13 protein-coding genes and 1 pseudogene are annotated in these 21,999 nt (G+C 38.5%); 2 read left to right on the forward strand and 12 right to left on the reverse strand.

From position 1 onward, the window contains the following. Positions 1-615 precede the first annotated feature (615 nt). From AC6ER9_RS01030 to AC6ER9_RS01055, 6 genes and pseudogenes are all read right to left on the reverse strand, one after another. A complete protein-coding gene (locus AC6ER9_RS01030; protein ID WP_497074617.1) occupies positions 616-843 on the reverse strand; it encodes a hypothetical protein in 228 nt (75 codons plus the stop codon). A gap of 49 nt (positions 844-892) precedes the next feature. After that, positions 893-1,875: pseudogene (locus AC6ER9_RS01035) on the reverse strand (phage late control D family protein). Continuing rightward, the gene (locus AC6ER9_RS01040; protein WP_497074618.1) at positions 1,875-2,129 is read right to left on the reverse strand and encodes a tail protein X; all 255 of its coding nucleotides are present in this window, start codon (positions 2,127-2,129) and stop codon (positions 1,875-1,877) included. Before AC6ER9_RS01040 ends, AC6ER9_RS01035 begins: the two are co-directional and overlap by 1 nt. Further along, positions 2,126-2,596, reverse strand: a complete 471-nt coding sequence (locus AC6ER9_RS01045; protein WP_497074619.1) for a phage tail protein — start codon at positions 2,594-2,596, stop codon at positions 2,126-2,128. The genes AC6ER9_RS01040 and AC6ER9_RS01045 overlap by 4 nt, the downstream gene beginning before the upstream one ends. A 30-nt stretch (positions 2,597-2,626) precedes the next feature. Then, on the reverse strand, positions 2,627-3,001 hold the full coding sequence (locus tag AC6ER9_RS01050) for a hypothetical protein (RefSeq protein ID WP_497074620.1): 375 nt from the start codon (positions 2,999-3,001) through the stop codon (positions 2,627-2,629). Further along, complete coding sequence (locus tag AC6ER9_RS01055; RefSeq protein WP_497074621.1) at positions 2,977-3,990, reverse strand: phage tail tape measure protein; 1,014 nt, start codon at positions 3,988-3,990, stop codon at positions 2,977-2,979. The genes AC6ER9_RS01050 and AC6ER9_RS01055 overlap by 25 nt, the downstream gene beginning before the upstream one ends. A 404-nt stretch (positions 3,991-4,394) precedes the next feature. Between AC6ER9_RS01055 and AC6ER9_RS01060 the strand changes: the two genes are divergently transcribed. Together AC6ER9_RS01060 and AC6ER9_RS01065 are read left to right on the forward strand one after the other, a co-directional pair. Further along, complete coding sequence (locus tag AC6ER9_RS01060; protein ID WP_497074622.1) at positions 4,395-7,607, forward strand: autotransporter family protein; 3,213 nt, start codon at positions 4,395-4,397, stop codon at positions 7,605-7,607. 1,029 nt (positions 7,608-8,636) lie between these two features. Then, positions 8,637-11,942, forward strand: coding sequence for an autotransporter family protein (locus tag AC6ER9_RS01065; RefSeq protein ID WP_497074623.1), 3,306 nt, complete (start codon positions 8,637-8,639; stop codon positions 11,940-11,942). Positions 11,943-13,147: 1,205 nt separating this feature from the next. Here the strand turns inward: AC6ER9_RS01065 and AC6ER9_RS01070 are convergent. The 6 genes from AC6ER9_RS01070 to AC6ER9_RS01095 all read right to left on the reverse strand — a co-directional run bounded on the left by AC6ER9_RS01070 (position 13,148) and on the right by AC6ER9_RS01095 (position 20,509). Beyond that, entirely contained in the window at positions 13,148-13,930 is a 783-nt protein-coding gene (locus tag AC6ER9_RS01070) for an ABC transporter ATP-binding protein (protein WP_497074624.1), read from the reverse strand. After that, the gene (locus tag AC6ER9_RS01075) at positions 13,927-14,802 is read right to left on the reverse strand and encodes an ABC transporter ATP-binding protein (RefSeq protein WP_497074625.1); all 876 of its coding nucleotides are present in this window, start codon (positions 14,800-14,802) and stop codon (positions 13,927-13,929) included. Before AC6ER9_RS01075 ends, AC6ER9_RS01070 begins: the two co-directional genes overlap by 4 nt. Beyond that, positions 14,795-15,724, reverse strand: a complete 930-nt coding sequence (locus tag AC6ER9_RS01080; protein ID WP_497074626.1) for an ABC transporter permease — start codon at positions 15,722-15,724, stop codon at positions 14,795-14,797. Before AC6ER9_RS01080 ends, AC6ER9_RS01075 begins: the two co-directional genes overlap by 8 nt. A 2-nt stretch (positions 15,725-15,726) precedes the next feature. Continuing rightward, the gene (locus AC6ER9_RS01085) at positions 15,727-16,800 is read right to left on the reverse strand and encodes an ABC transporter permease (RefSeq protein ID WP_497074627.1); all 1,074 of its coding nucleotides are present in this window, start codon (positions 16,798-16,800) and stop codon (positions 15,727-15,729) included. 114 nt (positions 16,801-16,914) lie between these two features. Beyond that, complete coding sequence (locus tag AC6ER9_RS01090) at positions 16,915-18,516, reverse strand: ABC transporter substrate-binding protein (protein ID WP_497074628.1); 1,602 nt, start codon at positions 18,514-18,516, stop codon at positions 16,915-16,917. Between the two features lie 367 nt (positions 18,517-18,883). Beyond that, complete coding sequence (locus tag AC6ER9_RS01095; RefSeq protein WP_497074629.1) at positions 18,884-20,509, reverse strand: ABC transporter substrate-binding protein; 1,626 nt, start codon at positions 20,507-20,509, stop codon at positions 18,884-18,886. Positions 20,510-21,999 lie beyond the last annotated feature (1,490 nt).

Consider the following 21,999-nt stretch of genomic DNA (forward strand, 5'->3'; position numbering starts at 1 on the left):
GCTCTTTTTTAGCATTTCTTGCAATTTTAGGTGTCAAAATTGATTTTGACAAAACACGCATTTAATGCTAAATTTTATACATAAAAACAACAAATTATCACGTATTCCTATCTAATCCCACCTAATCCCACTTAGTACAAAACCTAGTGTCAAACTACAAGCAGGTTTTGTATATTTTGACACTAGGTTTTGTACCAATTTATTTTTTTTCACATAATTTTTAAAGGGTTCTCAAAGGGGCTTCAAAGACCTTTCAAAGGTCATTTAAAGACCCTTTAATGAGTCTCTATTTTTGATAATCAGTTATCAGCCAAAATGCTATTACAGGAATCTCGTTACTTGAGAAGCAACCTGCATAAAATGGCATGTCTTCTTTTAGCATAAATTGCCTAATAGCTTTTTAGACTCCTGAGGCATTATTAAAAACAAAAGAAACTTTGAGGAATCGGGTAAACATTACCCTATTGCTTAAACGAAAGGAATTCGGTCAAGTTGACCGAATTGCTCGTCATTGATGCAATTGGGACAAGTTGTTCCTATTCCTTAAAAGAGCAATTGGGTCATGTTGATCCAATTGCTCTCTCCCACCCAAAGTGCAAACATTGCATCTTGATCTTAGGAAGTATTACAACCGATCAAAGGGGCAAGTTGCACCTTTGATTCTTCATTTCCTTCATACGCGACTTTATTGTAATCTGAAATTGTTCTGCTCGTTTTAAAAATAGAGTCAACTTGATCCAATTTCTCTTCATTCTGCAATTGTGCAATGTTTGCACTATTGCTCCTTCTAGCAATTAGTGCAACTTGCGCCAATTCCTCTAAATGTTCATTATGACCGATCAAAGGATCAAATTGACCCTTTGATTTTTTGTTTTGATTAAGTTTCCTTTTCTCATCCCTCTTTTCCTTGATTTGGTGCCTCAAAGGTGATTTCTGTGGTGTATCCGCTTTGTTTTTCATAGCGATGGGTCACGGTTGCCGCATGCCATGGACCATTGATTTCTCTACGAAACCCTTGCAATAGCAGTGGTTGACCCGCCATGATCTCAGGGCGCCCCTCAAGGCTTACAGAACCACTGCCCATCGCGCGGCAAAGCCTGTCCGACTCAGAGGCTGCTGCTGCTTGTGCTTGGCTCTCACAGGGGTAGCAGGTTCGTAGACGGCGAATGGGCCCCGTATACCCCGTGTGATGTTTGACAGAATGCTGTTGCCCTTTTGCGCGATCAAAATAAGAGGCTTCAATGGTGCCGTATTGGGTGCGCGGCTCAAGACTAAATTCCCAATGGGAACAATCCTGTTGATGAATTGTCTGGAGAGGAAGATTGTCCCCGCTTAAAAATAAAAACCTATTGTCTTTGATCAAAAAACGCGCCTGCATCCGGTCAGCAAGGCGGGTTAAAAAATCAATCGCCGATTGATCCGTGCGCACCACATAAGGCAAGGTTTGTTTGGTAAATTGTGGACTCACCTTTGCTTGATAGCCATGACGTTTGGCAAGGGTCTCAACAATCTTGCCAACGGTTTGATGGTCAAAATGTTCGCTCACCTGTTCTTTGATTTCCGCACGCATGGAAGCGCTTTTGCCACAAAGGCGTAAAATCTCTCCATCACTGCCCCCACAACTGATCACCGATTCTACAACAAAACGCCCCATAAAGGCACGAATGCTGTCTTGATAACCAAAGGTGACATGGAGTGCACTGTCCGCTGCTGGAACTTCTAAATCATTTTGCCGCTATCATCAAATTCTGCTTCAAAGCTATCGGCTTCATTACTCGTATTGTCCGTGATGGTTGCCGTTAAAAGACGCTGATAAAAAACCTCATGAACAAGTTTCTCCCCCACCCTTACCTCAATAAAGGGATATGTGCGCATTAATCCCATAGCCGTTTGACCACACTGTTCTTTTCGCATGAGACAAATTCAGGCAGAAAGACTTTTAAGCCCCGCGGCAAAAAAGCCCCATATCCCGCAATTTCTGGATTAGCCTCCAGCGTGGCTTCTAAATAGCCTCTCAATGACCCCGCTTGCCTCCAGTCTCCTAAAACAGACAAGGCATGCTGATAACAAATCAAGTCTAAACTCATATCCTCTAATTCGATCACAATCTGCTTTGCGGGGATCTTCATGGGGTGTCCTCCTCTTGTCCCCCCTGATATTGCCCTATTTGATACTGACCTTGCGGTTTTCCCCCATCAAAAAACGGTAACAGGCTAATGGAATAGCGAATGCGCCCCGATTGACCAGAGCGGTTAATGTAATCATGGTCTTTACGAATATGGGTAATCACGACTAAACCATGCATCAAAGCACTGTAGCTATCATCACGCATCCAACGGATCATCTGAACCGGTTTTGCTGCCCGAATGGTTCTGGTGATGGCATCAATGGCCGCACGGTCTCCAAACTCTTCTGGAAACAATACCCCGTGGAGGGTTTTAGGGTCATTGCCATAGCCGGTAAATTGCAAACCAGGGGAACGGCCAAAACGTTCTAAGCAAATCCATGAAGCAGAAAACTCTTCCTCAAACGATTGGAAATTCAACCAGTCCACATAAAATTGATGCGGTCCTAACATCAGCAAAGGATCTTGCATTCCCCTCTTCCCCTCATTTTGTTGTCTCCATTACTCTGTGCCGCCGTGCAAGGCATTGGCTCCTGCCCGTTGCAAAGCATGACGAACCGCATAACCGGTCGAGGCGGGATCACGTGCGCCATTGACATGCACCGTGACATTTTGATTGTGCGTGATGGGGACGCGCTCTTTCTCTCGCCGCTCTGTGAGAGGGGCATTGCCATGCCCTGCGCTTGCAAATTGCACAAGTGGTTGGATAGACGTTTTGCCTCCCAAAAAACTTGGCAAATAATCTCTAAAATCAATCGACCCAATCCACCCTTTAATGCGGCGAGGCAAAGATTTACAAAAATCTATCAATTGTGAGATAGACGACATAAAGCCATCGACAATCGAATCCGCTAAAGCTTCTCCGGCTTGTTCCATACCAGCCTTGGCACTCTCAGAGAGCTTTTCGCGGGCAAAAAAGCCACAAAGCCACCCCCAAAAATTGGAAAGGCTTTGTTTAATCCCATCCCACACATTACCAAACCACTTGGAAACAGAGGCAAGTCCCTGTTTAAGCTTTTGCCAATGGTGAGAGAAATCAAAGGCAGCAGCAATGATGTTTTTCCAACGGGTAATGGTGCTGGTATCGGCACCAAAAAACGCATGACAGCTTCAAAGGCTCGCCCAAAAGCACGTGTTATCCCCCGTGCAAAGCCTTTTATAAAAGAAGAAAAGCGGTCCCAATATTTCCACAAAATAAAACACTGAGCCAATATGACAGCTATAGCAGCAGCAACCGCTGCCCCGATTGGCGAAAAAACAGCCCCAACAACAGAGGCAATGCCAGCCCCAACCACCTCGATCACAGTTCCTATCCAACCAAAAGAGGCAGCAAATGCTGTACCTGAAATTGCAATCCCCCGCAACGCGCCCATCAATAAAGTCATAGGGCGCAAGAGTCGCAGTGAACTTGCCCCAAGTCCTGCAGTAAGCAAGCCCAGTGAGCGCCCTGAAGCCAAGAGCCCGCGCCAACTGGCTTTCAGCGCACCGCTAACAGCCCTCATCTTGATAAAAGAGCCGATTAATTGAAGAATCCCAAGGCGGGTACCCGCCATGGTAAAACGCACAACCCGCAAAGCGATATTAAAAGCCATGAGGGAGGCAATGGTTTTGATGATCACACCGGTTAAAACAGGGTGTTCATTCGCCCATGCCATCAGCACATTTAGAAAACCACCCACACTGGCCATTAAACTGTTGACATGGGGCAACAACACTTCACCGATGGTCACCCCCAAAGCCACAACGCGGTTTTGCAACAGTTCAAATTGCCGCATGGCACCGGTTGCTTGTTTGTCTGCCTCTTGTTCAACTGAGCCTTTAAAGACTTTTGGGTCTTCAACAAACTTTAAGGCTTGTTGTAACAATAAAGATTTATCGCTTTATCGATTTTGAGATAACAGCGTCAAAAATTTTTAACATAGGAAACGTTCTATAGAATAGGACTATTCTTTCTTATGCTTTATCTATCTTTTATTATCTTCTATATTTTTTTATCTTTCATCATAAACGCATGAAGGATAACACATAATAATGTCTAACATAAAATAAAATATGTTCATAAATAAATATACTATAGTGTTATATAAATATTAAAATAATATTATAATAGATTTATACTATAGTAACATTATGTATTTTACTAAAGCAACTGGTTATTATACTTTACACAAAGATAAAAATAAACTATTCGTTATCTGGAGACAATCATCCATTTAATATCCTTCTTATAAGCGGGGGACTTTTGGAAATTATAAAAAGGATCAATCTTATGTGTAAAAAACACACTTTATCGTGCACAGTTGCGACAATCGTGATGCTTTCTAGCGCCCATTTCAACGCTCATGCTCATCCCATTCTCTCAGCGACAGATGGACAAGAAAAAACAGGCATATCAGGCACAACCTATGAAAAAATTGAAGCAAAAGACAAGAGCATAATCCATGGTAAAGATTTAACAGTTTATGGACCTGTGAGTGAACAGAAGAAGCCTAGAGAAGATGAGAATGGTAATCAACTTACGGGTGAAAATGGTAAACCATTATACGATACTTATTATTGGGCAGACGGAACCGGTGCAGAAGCATCTGGGCATAGCCATATTGATTTGGAAAATGTAACCATTGAACATGTAGCAAAGGGGCTTGTTATCAATGGAAACAGCGAAATCATCATCAATGGTGGAAGCATTACTGCAGGGAAAGCGAAGAGTCGGCAAAGAATCGCTGGGATGAAAATAAGTGACCAGAGTACCGCTCAACTCAATGATGTCACCGTTGATGTGACAAATGGATTAGGAGCTGAAATAACAAATTCTGTATTAAATATGGTCGGTGGTTCCATAACATCTTCTACAAATGCTGTTTCCTTTGTGAACAGTGCAGGAGAAGAAAATAAGCTAGAAAATGTGACGATTACTTCCGGAGAAAATGGAATAAAAACCGATGCCAGCACAGTCACTTTAAAAGACGTAATCGTTAAGGACGCAAAAAAAGGTCTTTATGCGGATAAAGGTTCTCAAATAACAATATCGGCCGGTTCATTTAAAGGAGACAAACTCGAATTAGGAATATATGCTGGAAACGATAGCAATCTTATTTTGGAAGATGGTGTTACAATTGTCTCTGCTCAAAATGGGATACAAGCAGAAAAGTCAACAATTACGATGACAAAAGGAGCTGTACAAACAACTGGCTCACAATCTGCATCCTCTGCAATCCACGCAAAAGCCAGCGGGCAGATTGATCTTACAGATGTTACTATAAATGCTCAAGGAAATGGGCTTTTGGCAGAGGGACAAAACGCAAAAGTCTCAATGACAGGGAAAACATTAGAAACAGCTGGTGAACAATCTGCAGCCTATGCTAAAGCTGGTGGACAGATTGACCTTACAGATGTTGCTATAAATGCTCAAGGAAATGGGCTTCTAGCAGAAGAACAAAACGCAAAAATCTCAATGACAGGGAAAACATTAGAAACAGCTGGTGAACAATCTGCAGCCTATGCTAAAGCTGGTGGACAGATTGACCTTACAGATGTTGCTATAAATGCTCAAGGAAATGGGCTTCTAGCAGAAGAACAAAACGCAAAAATCTCAATGACAAGAGGAACATTGACGACAATGGGGCCACAGTCTGCGGTATACACAAAAGCCGGTGGACAGATGGATCTTGAAAATGTTGTCATAAATGCTGCAGAAAATGCGCTAAAGACGCAAGGTAATCAATCAAAGATCATGCTAAAAAATTCAAAAGTTTTTGCTGATCTTTTATTAGTCGCCACTGTTGATACAAAAAAACCTGGAGTATCTTACATAACTGCAGATAACTCTGTTTTAGAAGGTGGAGCAAGAATTTTAGCCAATGACTCTGATAAAGTCGATCAAGCATCTTTGAGTCTCATCAATGGCTCAAAATGGCTTTTAAAGACCAGCACAAAAGAAAAAGATGCTGATGGCAATCTACTTGATATTACCAAAAGATCACGCTCTGATGTTGCTGTGCTTAATCTTGATAATAGCTCTATCACTTTTGATGTGCCAACAGAAACACAATATCAAACGCTTCATATAGGGGCTGGTAAACGAGACACTTCTGCCGTCTACAACGCAACAGGAAGCGCAAAAATTTATTTCAATACTGAATGGAGCGATGGCGCAGCAATAGGCAAACAAAAAACCGATCGTCTTCTCATTCAAGGCGACGTATCAGGTATCACAACCATTTATTTCCAAAATCCTTTAGAAAAAGAAACTATACAAGCAGACGATTCTGACCCCTTAAATACCCTTGGCATTTCACTGGTTCAAGTTTCTGGAAAAGCAAATAAAAACGCTTTCAAACTAGAGCATAGCTATATGGCAATAAAAGGTTTACCTTATAAATACATCCTTAAAGCCTATGGAAGTGATGCAAATTATGGCAAAGCAAATGCTAACCAAAACCTGTTAGGAAACGGTGATGATTTTTGGGATTTTCGTTTACAAAACGAATTTCTAGATCCTCATTTAAGAATAAAAGCAGTTCTTCCACAAGTGCCAAGTTATTTGATCATGCCCAATGCGATTTTCTACGCTGAATTGACTGATATGGCTAAGCAAAATGCACTGTTAGCCACTATGAGAACATCTGCCTTAGGGAACAAACAAGAAAAACAAAACGCTTTCTTCTTATATACTTACGGCGGCACAGGAACATTATCCTCGCAAAACGCTCCACGTCAATATGGTTATAGCGGTGCTCATCTTCGCTATGCTGCTTTACAAGGTGGTGTTAATTTTGCAACATTAGAAGGACAAAACACCACAACACATTTGGGTCTTTTGGGAACCTATGGACGTCTTTCTTTCACCCCAAAAGAAATACAAGACGCAGGGAAGAGTACGCTCGATAAATGGTCACTCACAGCCTATGGAACCATACAGCATGACAATGGCGTTTATCTAGATACGCTGTTATCCTATGGTATCCTAAAGGGGGAAATCACCAATGCCCTCATTGGCAAAACTGCAAAATTTAAAAATGCAAAGATGTTGAGCATCTCCACCACTGTTGGCAAGCAATTTGCAACCGGTATTGAAGGCTTAACGTTTGAGCCACAAGCACAACTCGCTTATCAACATTTAACGTTTGATACCATTGCAGATGCCAATGGTTTTAATGTTGACATGCAAAATCCGCATCAATGGGTGATCCGTGTTGGTGGACATTTGACCAAAACCGTTGTCACAACTGAAAACGGGCGTTCTTTTTCCTTCTATGGAAAAGTGAATGCAACCAAAACTTTTGGCAATAATCAAGCACTATATATTGATAAAGATTATCCACTGGATTCTATGGGTTCTTTCCTTGAAGGTGGACTTGGCATCAGTGCACAATTATCTTCAAAGCTCTCCCTTCACGGTGATGTTAGTTATCAACACAAGCTGCAAAAAACCGGTATCTCTGGAGCAAGCTTTTCAGGCGGAATACGCTATAAGTTTTAAATAAAAACTATAAAATAGCTATTCTATTCAATTTAACAAAAAGGCAGTATAATATGCTGCCTTTTTTATTCTGGACACTCTTTCATGAAAAAAATCGCTCGAATAGCTTTGTTGTTTATCCCCTAAAACACCATCTCCATTAAGAGTTATTGATTGATAAAGCTAGCTATTATTTCGGAAACATAGAAGCATATCAGATTGGATGCTTTCATCTCTCTCAAACAAAATGTTACAAAGCGCTTCACCTCCAAGTGAAAGAAAAGTCTTCAGAAGAAATACCTAGAGAGGATTATGCCCAATCCAAATTTTATTGATATAATATCGCTTGCTTCATAAAATCCCCTTCCCTTTTGAGAGAGAGAAAAATGTAAGATATTTTTATCCAAAACCCTAAATAATAAAAACAAAGATTTTTTAATAAAAATACAATTCTAATAAAAGTGCCATTGTATTAGCCACAACCCCATTCATTTCAAAACTTCAACACGAAGATTTATATGAATAACGTTTTTAAATTTAAGATATGCCTGTTTTAACACCTTCAATTAAGACAAGCGCTTATGAGAAGTTTTCTCCTCATCAAAAACCTTCAACAAATTTTACTTTTCATACAGTATTAAAACAATAGAAAACACAAAAAATGCAAATAATATAGTAATAAAAAATCTTTTTACTTTAAAATAAATTTATTTTAAAGTACTTATCATAAAGTTTATTAACCATTATAAATAACAATAAGTGTTTTTTAAATACTGTGTTTATTACTTATATTAATATATAATATTAACACCGTATTATATAACAAATAATTCCATTATAGATGACAACTAAATAAACTTATTTAATAAAACATAAACTATATATAACACGAACTTCTGCACAAATTACTTACAACCTTTGACAAAAAAACAAAAATATCCTACTACGCTAGAGGAAATTTAACAAAACTAAAAGCAATAATTCATTTTCTATTCTTCTTGTGAAGTTCGGTGGGGGAATGAATATTGGGGGCTTCAAAGGAGAATACAGATGTATAAAAAATCCCTTTTATCATATACAGCAACAGTTGCGATCATACTCTCTAGCATGCATTTCACTGCCCATGCTGAAGCTCTTAAAGCTTCAGGAGAAGGGCAAGAAGTTACTGGGAAAACCGAAGGAAGCTATGAAATTATTCACGCAGAAAAGGGTGGAAAAATCACTGGTGAAAATTTAACAGTCACCGGAAATAAAGATACCAATAAAGACACTAACGAAGGAGCTGTCAACCCTCCTCTTGGATCATCAGAATCACCCGCTGCTGTAACAGCTGAAGGCAAGGGGAGTATAGTCACATTAACGGGGGATAAAACAACCATTAAAGGAACTGACTCAACCATTATCCACGGTCTTAAAGCAAAAGAAGGCGGCGTAATCTCTATGACTGGAGGCTCCATTAATGCTTCTGATTTTGGTGCGACCTTCGAAAACAGTAACAGCGACAACAACAAGCTGGAAAATGTAAACGTACAACAAGCAAGAAAAGCCATTGTTGCAGATAGTCAATCTAAAATAGAGATCATTGGAGGATCATTTGAAGCGAAAGGAGACGCAATATCTGCTTTAAACGGCAGTACCATTAATATAAAAGATGGTGCGACAATTAAATCATCTTATGGAAATGGGCTCTATGCAGAAGGTGAAAACTCAAAAATTATAATGACAGGTGGAACAGTCAAAGCAACAAATACAGAAGCTGCATTGCAAGCAACAAAAAATGGATTCATCAATGCCACGGATGTTACTCTAACAACAGATGATGATGGAACCGGTGCAATTGCATATGGTTCGAAAAGCAAAATTGAATTGCACGGACATACAACAATTGAAAATACGTTTAACGGTCTTGGAGCAGTGAATGGGGGTAAAATTGTTAGTGATGGGCATTTAAAAATAACCGCCGGAGAAACAAATTCAGACCCCGAAGAAGAGCGCTCTGGTATATGGACTAGCGATTCTGGTAGTGAAATTATTTTAAAAGGCAATACAACCATTGAAGGTTTTTATGAAGGCCTTTATGCAGATTATGGTGGAAAAATTGTTAGTGATGGTGATTTAACAATAATTGGCGGTAAATCTGAAGAATTAACCGTTGGTTTAAACATTTGGAAGTCTAATAGCGTCGTTGAATTAAATGGTAACACAACTATTAAAGATGTTGATAGTGGCCTCTTTGCAACTGAGGGTGCTACAATTAAAGCAAATGATAGCACTAAAAATGAGATAGAAGCAAAAAAAGTTGCGTTAGCCGTAGTAAATGGCGGTCATATGGATCTCAAAAATATTTCTGCAACAGCAGACATTGCTGGCTTACAATTCACAAATTTTTCTGATGATGATTCACTTCACCCAAGTGATCCACAAAAATATCGTAGCAATGAAATCAATTTAAGCCATGCAATTTTTCATATTGACAATGGCACAGGAATTTTCATTAGCGTTTTGACACCCAAGGACAATGATGATGATGTTCCCAATCTATCAATTGGTAAAGTTAATCTTACAAATTCAGAAATTCATGCGGATGTGTTATTAAATGACGGTGATTTTTGGGACAAAATTTCTTTGAAAGATAAAAATATCTGGAATGGTAAAGAAGTTAAGAAAATAACCAATGGTCGCTTTACCTTAAACGCAGATCATTCCACTTTAGAAGGCAGAGCAAACATTGCACAAGAGAGAAATGTAGGCTTTAACCTAAAAAATGGAACACAATGGATCTTGAAGACCAGTACAAAAGAAAAAAATGAAAATGGAGAACTCCTTGATATCGCTCAAAGATCACGGTCTGATATTTCCACGCTTAACCTCGACAATAGCACGATTGCTTTTAGTGGACCAACGGAAGATGGTCATTACCACACATTGCATATAGGATCTGGTAAACTAGATGACACAAAAGTCTACAACGCTTCTGGAAATGCAGAAATTCACTTCAACACGGCATGGAGTGATGGCATTGCCATAGCAGATCAAAAAACCGATAGACTGTTGATCCACGGTGATGTCACTGGCAAAACAACCGTTTATATTGACAGCGATAGAGGAGAGGAAAGTTTTGTAGAAAATGCTTCTGACCCTTCAAACACTGGTGGGCTTTCACTGATCCAAGTCTCTGGAGAAGCAGAGGAAGATTCCTTTAAATTAGCGCATGGTTATACCACAAGAGGTGGTTTGCCTTATAAATATACGCTAACCGGTTACGGACCAGACTCAAGTCATGGCCAAGCAAATATTGACCAAAACCTCTTTGATACAAAAGATGAAAATTTTTGGGATTTCCGTTTACATAAAGGCTTTCTTGACCCTGATTTAACCGCCGAAGAACTTGTTCCACAAGCAGCAAGCTATATCGTCATGCCGAATGCTCTCTTTCACGCTGGATTAACCGATATTGCTAAACAAGACGCGTTTTTAGCCAGTATGAGAATGTCAGCCACAGAACAAAGACAAGGACTGGGACAAGGAATAAAGAACGCATTCTTCTTAAACACCTATGGAAATACAGCAACCTTATCTTCCAAACGTGGTCCTCTCAAATACGGTTATGGAGCTGATTTCCGCTATGCTTCTCTCCAAGCCGGTGTTGCATTGGCAACCTTAGAAGGACAAAATACCACAACTCATCTAGGATTAGGGGGAACTTACGGACGCCTCTCCTTTACGCCAAAAGATATGCCAGATGCAGGAAAGAGCACGTTGGATAAATGGGCCGTGACAGCCTATGGAAGCATAGAACACAACAGTGGTTTCTATATCGATGCACTTTTATCTTACGGTATCCTCAAAGGCCATATCACCAATGCCATCAGAGGAAACACCGCAAAATTAAAAAATGCAAAAACACTGAGTGTTGCCGCCACCATTGGGAAACAATTTGCAACAGGTCTTGAAGGCGTTTCTTTCGAACCACAAGCCCAACTGGTGTATCAACGTTTAATGTTTGACACCCTTGTCGATGTCGATAACTTAAAAATTGATATGAAAAATCCTCATCAATGGTTAGCACGAATTGGTGGACGTTTAACAAAAACAGTTTCCACTCAAAAGAACCGTCCTCTTTCTTTTTATGGAAAATTAAACCTTCTCAAAACCTTTGGGGATGATAGTACAATACAGATGGGCAAAGACTTTGACCTTGACACGACCGGAACTTCCCTTGAAGGAGGCGTTGGCATCAATGCGCAACTTTCTCAAAATCTCTCCCTTCATGGTGATGTTAGTTATCAACAAAAGCTGCAAAAAACCGGTATCTCTGGAGCAAGCTTTTCAGGTGGAATACGCTATAAGTTTTAAAGAAAAACTATAAAATAGCTATTCTATTCAATGTAACAAAAAGGCGGCATAATATGCTGCCTTTTTTATTCTGAACACTCTTTCATGAAAAAAATCGCTCGAATAGCTTTGTTGTTTATCCCCTAAAACACCATCTCCATTAAGAGTTATTGATTGATAAAGCTAGCTATTATTTCGGAAACATAGAAGCATATCAGATTGGATGCTTTCATCTCCCTCAAATAAAATGTTACAAAGCGCTTCATCCCCAAGTGAAAGAAAAATCTTCAGAAGAAACACCTAAAAAAGGCTATATCCAGCAGATTTTATTGATAAATCTTGCTTCATAAAATCCCCTGCCCTTTTTCTCAAGAAAAATGTCAGGTATTTTTATCTAAAATATGTCAAAAGCCCCAAATAATGAAATCCGCAACCTTTTAATAAAAGTACAATTTCTCATAAAAGTGCATTTTGAGACAATAGAAAGATAACAGTATTTAAAAAAAATAATAAAAAGCTCTTTCTTCGCACCCTTGCTCTGTTGATATTCCCTATTCTTTCAATCAACGAAGTTATTACCTCATCTGTAAGATTTCATTGAAACATCCCTGTACCATTTTAGGTAAACAATTTTGCAAAAGTTCATCCTCTCATATCCAGTTCATCTCACTAAAAGAAAATAGAACGACGGAAAAACGATCAAAGTCAATATAATAGAAATGAATTTTTAAGCGCCTTAAAAATAGAAAAATATTTGAAGACAGCTATTGACCATTAGAAAAGTTTTATAAAAAATTTCTTCTTTTTTTAAAAATAAAGCTTTGCACTTTTCAATAAAAAAATACCAAAAACTGTAAAAAAGAGCCTAACTAAAAATAAAACGGATGTTACAAAATAAAGAGAAGCTTTTCCGGAATATACAGCATTATTATCTTCTGTTATTTTTTACAAATTTAATGCTAAAAAAAACCAAAATAAAACCTCTAAACATAAAATTATAGGCACAAAAACAGGATAACACGATCAGACAAAGGATAGATGTTACAAGTCACTCGTATATTTCACAACTGTCCTTCTAAGAGGCTCTAATAGGATTGAAAATATCATAGCTCAAACACTATTCAGCAAATTCATGACTAAAAAATCCGACAATACCCTCTAGCTTTCAATGGTATTATGGAACATTTCCAGAAATTTAAAATGCACTTTTTCTTCTGTAAAATCAATCACACTCTTTCTTCTCTATGAGCGATAGGATCAATACTTGCTTCAAAAAACGCCTTTGTATAATCATGTTGCGCATGTAGATTACGCAATTCATCATTGCTAAGCTCTTCAAGAATAATTCCTTTATACATAATGCCAACACGTTCACAAATATGTGCAACAACAGCAAGATCATGGGATACCATCAAATAAGTAAGCTTTTTTCTCGCACGCAATGATTTCAATAAGTTTAAAATTTCAGCTTGTACGGATACATCCAATGCAGATGTTGGTTCATCAAGCAACAAAACCTCTGGCTCAATAATTAAAGCCCGTGCAAGAGCAATACGTTGACGCTGCCCTCCAGACAACTCATGAGGATAACGATAAAGAAATGAAGAATCCAAGCCAACGGCATCTAAAGCATCCTCCACTTTTTCTTTTTGATTATCCATACCATGGATTTTGAGAGATTCAGAAAGAACCGTATGGACCATTTTTCTGGGATGAAGCGAAGCATAAGGATCTTGAAAAACCATTTGAACACAGCGTAAAAAATCCTTACTTCTTTTTTTTTCAACTTCTTTTCCATCAAAAAGGAACGTTCCACTATAGTCTGGAATAAGCCCTACCAATGTATTCAAAATAGTTGATTTTCCACATCCAGACTCACCAATCAACCCATAAGCTTCACCACGCTTAATATGAAAATTAACATTTTTAACAACGGTTACAGCCTTGTGCCTATGCCCAAAAGTTACAGATAAATTAGACACATCAATAATATTCTCATAATTTGTCATGGAGAAACCTCCTCAACACCATTAACAATCGTAGGATTATATAACCAATCAGGATCACGCTCAGGAACAGCCAAAACATCAACAGGATTATCAAGCCGTGGCAAACTTGCGAGCAGAGCCTTCGTATAAGGATGACAAGCATGAGACAAATCAGAAGCAGGCAGCTCTTCCAACACACGGCCCGCATACATCACCAAGATACGATCACAAAAATCAGCAATCATATTCAAATCATGACTAATGAAAATAAGTCCGGTTCCAGACTTTGTTACAAGTTCATCTAATACAGATAAAACTTGTCGTCTAACCGTAATATCAAGTGCAGATGTTGGCTCATCAGCAATGATTAAATCCGGTTTTGGAATAAGCATCATTGCAATCATCACACGCTGTCCCATCCCCCCAGATATTTCATGCGGGAAGAGACGCATCACACGTTCAGGATTACGAATATGAACAGATTCCAACATAGAGATGGTTCTCTCCCGTGCTTCAGCTTTTGAAACTCGGTAATGAATACGGTAAGCCTCCATAATCTGTTCCCCAATCCTTATTAAGGGATTAAGTGAATATTTGGGGTCCTGTAAAATCATTGAAATACGTTTCCCTCGGATTTTTCGCATCTGAGGTTCACTGGCCGTCAATAAATCGACATCTTCAAAGCGCATTTTTTTTGCTTTAACAATGGCTGATTTTGGACTAAGCTTCAGTATTGCACGCCCAGTCATCGACTTTCCAGATCCGGATTCACCAACAATTCCAATTTTTTCTTTTCCGACAGAAAAGCTAACACCGCGCACAACTTCTGAAAGTCCACGTGTTGTCGGAAAAGAAATACGTAAATCTTCTACTTCTAATAATTTATTACCCATTGCGCGGATCCAATACATCACGAAGACCATCACCTAAAAGATTGAAAGCAAGGCTTGCAAATAATATTGCACAGCCTGGTATTGCCGCCAACCACCAATTTGTCATCATAAATTCCCGTCCTGAGGAAAGCATCGCTCCCCACTCAGGACTTGGAAGTTGCGCTCCCAACCCCAAAAATCCAAGACCAGCAGCTGTTAAAATAATTCCAGACATATCTAAAGTTAATCGTACAATCACTGAAGGAATACACATGGGAGCAACATGAAACAAAATAATTCTCCAAGCAGAAGCCCCTTGCAAGCGAACGACAGAAACATAATCAGAAGAACGTATCGTCAAAGTCTCAGCACGCGCTAAACGTGCGATTGGTGGCCATGCTGCAATTGAAATTGCAATAGAAGCATTTTCAATCCCAGGACCCAATGCGGCTGAAAAGGCGAGAGCTAAAATCAAACCTGGAAAAGCAAGAAAAATATCGACAATGCGCATGAGCACAGTATCAACCCATCCCCCCATATAACCAGAGACAGTCCCAACAATAAGCCCTATTGGACCGACAATAATTGTTGTAAGAAAAACAACATAAAGAGTAATCCGAGAACCAAAAACAAGACGACTAAAAATATCACGTCCTAATTCATCGGTCCCAAAATAATGCGCCATAGAGGGGGGCTGCAACCGATGACCCAGATCATTGCTAAGAAAATCATGCGTAGCAATCCAAGGCGCAAAAAGTGCACATATGATAATGATACAAATAATAAGCAGACCAAATACAGCCGAGAAGTTATGAAAAAACTTAACCAGCGCGTGATAAACTCTTTGTAGGTTCGCTTGAATGATGGACCGTGGAACAGGATCATTTAACCAAGAACCCAAAGAAGATGATGATTGTGATTTTTGATGATTACGAGCTGTCATATTCAACGTGTCCTTGGATCAAAAATGCGATAAAGCAAATCAGAAAATAAATTAATGGCAACAAAGATAAAGCCTACAAGTAAAGTACACCCGACAACGGCATTCATATCTCCAGCGAGAAGAGCATTTGTCAAATAATGTCCAAAACCAGGCCAAGCAAAAACGGTCTCTGTCAAAACAGCCCCTTCTAATAAAAAAGCATAAGAAAGTGCAACAACGGTAATAACTTGAACAGCAGCATTGCGAAAGGCATGCCCCCAAACCGTCCGCGCCCACGATAATCCCTTTACACGTGCCGTAATGATATATTCCTGATTGAGCTGTTCAATCATAAACCCACGAGTCATCCGACTAATATAAGCCATCGCACCAAAAGCTAAGATCAAAGCAGGCATAATAATGTGACTAAAGACATTGCCAAAAGCCTCCCACTGTCCTTGAGTTGCGGTATCCCAAAGAAAAAATCCTGTTTTGGGTTCAAAAGAATATTCATAAAGAAAATCAAGTCGCCCTGGACCACCGACCCAATTAAGCTTGGCGTAAAATATTAACAACGCCATAAGCCCAAGCCAAAATGTCGGCGTAGAATAACTCAAAAGTGTAAAAACACGGACAACATAATCAATAAATGAATCGCGATACATTGCGGCAAAAACACCAAAGGGAATTCCAAGAGTTGTGCCAATAACAATAGCAACAGTTGCAAGCTCTAACGTTGCAGGAAACACGCGCATAATATCAGCTAAAACAGGACGCCCAGATGTTAAAGCATCTCCAAAGTCAAATAAAAATACATTCTGAAGATACTTCCAATACTGAACAATCAACGGCTTATCAAGACCCAGCTTATAATACATGGCATCATAAGCTTCCTGACTAATATTATCACCAAGAATAGACAGAACTGGATCGAGAGGAAGTAGATGACCAAGAAAAAAAGTAATCGTCACCAACCCAAGCAATGTGATAAAAACTGAAATAAGCAGCTTTAATCCTTTGAACAAAAAATCCCATACAAATAATCTTTTTTGTTTTTCTGATACGGCTCTTTCAGTCTCTGAAAGCGACAAAACCATTATAAAAATCCCCTCTGTAGCGATAAAACATAAAGCAAATACCTCTTTTTATATAACGAAACAACCTCTTATTAAGCATGTTCTAAAATCCTTCTCTATAACATGCCTCTTTTTTTATTTTTCTGCTTCATTGTAATAAAGTCTGTAAGTGTTCCAAACCCATTTTTTGACATCAGGTCCCATGCCAACGGTATAATATGTCTGAAATAAATAAACCATAGGACCATGCTCTAGCACATAATGTTGTAAAGTACGATATTGCATAATGCGCTTATTAGGATCTTGCTCAAACAAAGCATCCATCACCATTTTATTAATATTTTCATCATAATATCCAGCGCGCCAAGCCAAATACATATTGTGTTTTTTTGTAAAGGTTGGATCAGGATTAAACACGTGATTTAATGAAGCAGGATGTCCATCAGGGTCAGCACTCCCCCACCCCATAAGGGCAGTATCATAATTTCCACCACGCACACGGCCCAATAATTGATTTTGAGCCATTTTTTCAAGTGTCAGCTCAACACCGATTTTGTGTGCATTGGCTTGAATAGACTGCGCAACAGAGGACATATAACTAAGACTTCCAACTAAAAGATTAGCCTTAAAACCGTTAGGATAACCAGCCTGTGTAATCAACTGTTTTGCTTTTTTCAAATCTAACTTAAAAGGCAAACCTTCTTTTTCATCCAAAGCCCCCGGAACACCCAAGGACATATAAGTTGCCCGAGGAATAGCAATCCCCTTCAAAACAGTTTTTCCAAGACCTTCATAATCAACCAAATAACGAAGAGCCAATCTGACCTTTTCATTCGCAAAAATTTTATTTTTATTGTTCAGTGATAAATAAATAATCTGCGGGCGCAAAACACGACTAATTTTGATCGGACCGCCTTTTTTTTCAATATCTAAAATATCCTCGGAAGAAAGATCCCGCGCTATATCGACATCACCTTTTTCCAAAAGAAGTCTTTGACTTGCTGAATCTCCTACATGCTGTACAACAATATGCTTAATTTTAGGAACATTCCCCCAATAATGCTGTGTAGCCTCTAACACAACTTTATCCCCTGGAGACCAGCTTGCCAATTTATAAGGTCCAACACAAGCCGAATGTGTCGCTAAATACTTATTCCCCATATCCCCGTTAATACTCTGCGCTTCAAGTGTTTTCCGATCAAGCAGAGCAGAAGCATAAGACTGTCCAATAACAGTCAATATCAGCTGAGTAGGATAAGGTTTGTCTAATTTTAATTGTAAAGTTTTATCATCAAGAGCCTGAATATTTGTTTCGGCATTATCTTTGCTAAATCCATAATCCATTAAAGATTGAGCATAACTCAATCCTAATTTAATAATCCGTCGCATTGACCATGCCAGATCTTGCGCTGTTGCTACCCTTCCATCATCAAATTTCAAATCATCACGAAGATGAAAAACTATTCTTTTGCCATTATCTAAAACGTCCCAAGATTTTGCCATAGCAGGACGAATTTTTGTAGGATCATGCTCATCATACTGCACAAGCGCACTGCAAATATTTGTCAATAACTCACTCGTCACAACCTCAACGGTTTGTGCTGGATCAAATCCACTAATTGAATCAATATTCCATGCCATCACCAATACATCTTTAGATGAAGCACTAAATGCTGATGCTATAGCGCTATTTAAAAAGCCTATTGTACTTAATAAAATACAAATTCTTTTCAACATTCTTTTTTCCCCATTTTATCGCTTCCTGTTGTATTCTTGTACCTCTTCACACAACATAATTGTGATTTTGCTCTTTTATCTTTTAAACAGCATAGTATCAAACATCAACTTTATTTAACCAAACCAAACATCTAAAAATACTTCTCTCATACAGCAGTCTATTACTTAGAATACTAAGAATTCATATGACCTTAAACAAAGATTCCTCCTCCGAATATACCTATCCCATCTATCAACAGCTTCAATCATATACGGCCCCACACAAATGCATTCTTTTAAAAAAACTGAAAAGCTTTTACACAGGAGAATATTTGCATCACGTAATTATGATCAAACTCTTTTTGCCTAGACAGCATTATAGACATACTTATTTTTCAATTTTACTATAGAAAACACGGGGAGCACTATTCCAAACCCATTTTTTGACATCCGGCGTCATCGCAACAACATCATATTTCTGAAAAATAAAAGCATAAGGACCTTTTTGCATAAACTCACGTTGTAAATCAGCATAAAGCTGTGCCCGCTTTTTCGGATCTTTTTGAAACAATGCCTCTTCAACCTTTTTATTCATCTCTTCATCAAAATACCCACTCTTCCAACTAGGATAAGCTGTATTTCGAGCCTCAAACCGATTATCCGGATTATAAACAAGGCGTGAAGCCATGGTATGTGGATCGGCAGAATCATTATTCCATCCGATAAAAGCTGTATCAAAAGCCCGTGCATTTACCTTTGAAAATAACTGCGTCCCAGCCATACGTTCAATTTTAAGATGCACTCCTGCCTGCGCAGCACTATCCTGGATTGATTGAGCAATCAACAAAGCATAAGGCGTATTGGAGACCAAAAAATTGACTTCAAATCCATTCGGATAACCCGCCTCTGCTAAAAGTTTCTTGGCTTTTTGAACATTAAATTTAAAGGGTTGCCCTTCTTTTTCATCTAAAGCCCCAAAATTGCCAATAGGAATAAAACTTGACCGCGGAATACCAATCCCTTTGAGAAGTTTTTTGCCAAGTCCTTCATAATCTATAAGATAGTGCATGGCCAAACGCACTTTTTCCTTCGCAAAAATGGGATTTGTCATATTAAATGCCCAATACATCATTGTTGGCACGAGGACTTCTTCAGTTTTAACATTTGTTGTTTTTTTCAAGTCTGTCAGATCTTCAGGGGTCAAGTTACGTGCAACATCAATATCGTGCTTTTGCAACAACAAACGTTGTGTTCCAGGCTCTGCAACATGGCGAATGAGAATCTGTTTCAGCTTCGGTGCCTCTCCCCAATAATGGGAACTAGCACGCAACAAAATAGCCTCTCCAGGACGCCAGCTTTTTAACTGATAAGGGCCAACACACGCAGCATGAGCCTTCAAATAATGATTGCCCAAATCACCATTTTTTTCATGTTTCATAATCGTCTTACGATCAAGCAAAGCGGTCGCACGACTTGCCACAATATTATTAAGAATGAGCTCTGCTGGATAAGGTTTCTCAAACTTCATCACCACCGTTTTCTTATCCGGAGCTTGCAGCGCCTCATCAACATTTTTTTCTACAATGCCATATTCATTAAAAATGGCCGCATTCGCCATCTTTAATTTGACAATCCGCTTCATGCCCCAAACAAGATCATGGGCGTTGGCTAATCTGCCATCATTAAACTTCAAACCATCACGCAAATGAAAGGTAATCACTGTGCTATGATCATCCCCTGAAACATCCCAATGCGTTGCTAATGCTGGAACGATTTTTGCTGGATCATCTGTCGCTGTGCTAACCAAATTATCACAGACATTGTAAATAATTTCACTTCCATAAACATCGCTAATTTGCGCGGGATCAAACGTACTGATTGCATCAAGATTCCAAGCCATGACAAGCGTATTCGCCGGTGTTTTTGCTTCAACCTGTTGTGTCACCATTCCCAGTGCCATAAGAACAGAAACAAGGCTACTGCTCCTTTTTAAGATTTTTCTTTTCAAGTTCATAAACTTTCCCCTCTATTTTTATCAATATTGTTATCAATGAATGACACCAAAATGACAGGTAAATTTATAATCATAAAGAACAAACTTGTGATTATAAAAATGAAACAAAGACGTTCTCATCACCTATACACAGTCATCTTATTTTTAATTTCATCAACTTTATAAATTCCCATCCCACTTTATAAGTCCATTGACTGATTGTCTCAATCAAACCATAGTAAACATGCCAATATATGGTACCAACTAATATTACCTTTTTTCATAATCACTCTTTGCACACGACAATGTACTTTATATTAGGTGCTTTATATCAACCCCGCGCTTTATCTGCCCCCCATTCCATTCATCATCAAATGATAAACCTTGTAAGTCCCTCCAAAAAACAGTAATCTTTTAAAAAGACAATCATTGCATAAAATTTTATGACATTGCGCAAAGTTTTATGAACGCACTATTTTTATTCCTTTTCTATTTCTTTAAGTTGTATTTAAAAATAAAATACGTAAACTTTAAAAGTCATTTCCCCCTTAGATACTCATTTTCAAGATACCAGACATCTTTACGCCATGATCAAAACTGTATTAAAACGATAGAAAAATATTAAGAAAATATCTTCTCTAAAACTCTTCCTCTTACAAAAATCTGCTTAAGCTTTTGAACATTAAGTATCAAAATTTTTCCTACCAAAAAGGCTAAACGCCTTAACAAAGAAAAATGAATAATGAGAAAACTACTTCTTCCAAATTTTATCTTCTGAGAGATAAAGCTTACAATAAAACTTGTAACAAAAGAAGATCCATTAAAATAGTCTCCCTCATTGATAAAAACAAAATTCATGAGATGATTTTTCCCAAAAACATAACGAATATAAATCCTTCTAAACTTTAGTATACTTTATTGCTTTTCCGTAATTGCTTTTCCGTAACAAAAATAGAATAAAAAGCAACACACCGTCACAAAACCTTCGTTTGCAACAGCCCAATACAGAGATTCAACGAAGCAATGCAGTGGATACAAGTGCGATTGAGCTTAAGTATCCTCCCCAAAACTGCTGCTTACACGCAGCAAAACTCCTCTCTAATAGGGAAAACTTATCAGATAATAAAACCTAACACAAGAAGCTTAAGTTATTTAACATCAATTTTTCATTATTGCGTTTTGTTTTAGAGTGCCTAAGCAAGTCTTGGACAATCAATCACCACGCAAATAAATCAATCCTCATACAATCAAAGCAAAATACGACAATGCAACAGTAACACCCCAGCTAAAAACGACTTTGCATTCATCAATAAACATGAATAAAATATTGATGACTTCATTATAACGATCGGCTTATAACAATGTCATTAACAAAAATGCAAATATCTCTTCTAAGCCATTTCAAATACCAAACGTGTGCACAACATGGAGGGATGCAGAATATGGAATGGTGCAGACACATTCCTTCATAAGCACACGAAAGTGGTGTGCAATAACTTCATCGTTATAGC

The organism is Bartonella sp. SL317 (assembly GCF_059687655.1).

Excerpts from the sequence above, each read along its gene's own strand:
- AC6ER9_RS01040 (WP_497074618.1), bottom strand. The coding sequence starts at position 2,129 with ATGAAGATCCCCGCAAAGCAGATTGTGATCGAATTAGAGGATATGAGT.
- AC6ER9_RS01045 (WP_497074619.1), bottom strand. The coding sequence starts at position 2,596 with ATGCAAGATCCTTTGCTGATGTTAGGACCGCATCAATTTTATGTGGAC.
- AC6ER9_RS01050 (WP_497074620.1), bottom strand. The coding sequence starts at position 3,001 with ATGGAACAAGCCGGAGAAGCTTTAGCGGATTCGATTGTCGATGGCTTT.
- AC6ER9_RS01060 (WP_497074622.1), top strand. The coding sequence starts at position 4,395 with ATGTGTAAAAAACACACTTTATCGTGCACAGTTGCGACAATCGTGATG.
- AC6ER9_RS01065 (WP_497074623.1), top strand. The coding sequence starts at position 8,637 with ATGTATAAAAAATCCCTTTTATCATATACAGCAACAGTTGCGATCATA.
- AC6ER9_RS01070 (WP_497074624.1), bottom strand. The coding sequence starts at position 13,930 with ATGACAAATTATGAGAATATTATTGATGTGTCTAATTTATCTGTAACT.
- AC6ER9_RS01075 (WP_497074625.1), bottom strand. The coding sequence starts at position 14,802 with ATGGGTAATAAATTATTAGAAGTAGAAGATTTACGTATTTCTTTTCCG.
- AC6ER9_RS01080 (WP_497074626.1), bottom strand. The coding sequence starts at position 15,724 with ATGACAGCTCGTAATCATCAAAAATCACAATCATCATCTTCTTTGGGT.
- AC6ER9_RS01085 (WP_497074627.1), bottom strand. The coding sequence starts at position 16,800 with ATGGTTTTGTCGCTTTCAGAGACTGAAAGAGCCGTATCAGAAAAACAA.
- AC6ER9_RS01090 (WP_497074628.1), bottom strand. The coding sequence starts at position 18,516 with ATGTTGAAAAGAATTTGTATTTTATTAAGTACAATAGGCTTTTTAAAT.
- AC6ER9_RS01095 (WP_497074629.1), bottom strand. The coding sequence starts at position 20,509 with ATGAACTTGAAAAGAAAAATCTTAAAAAGGAGCAGTAGCCTTGTTTCT.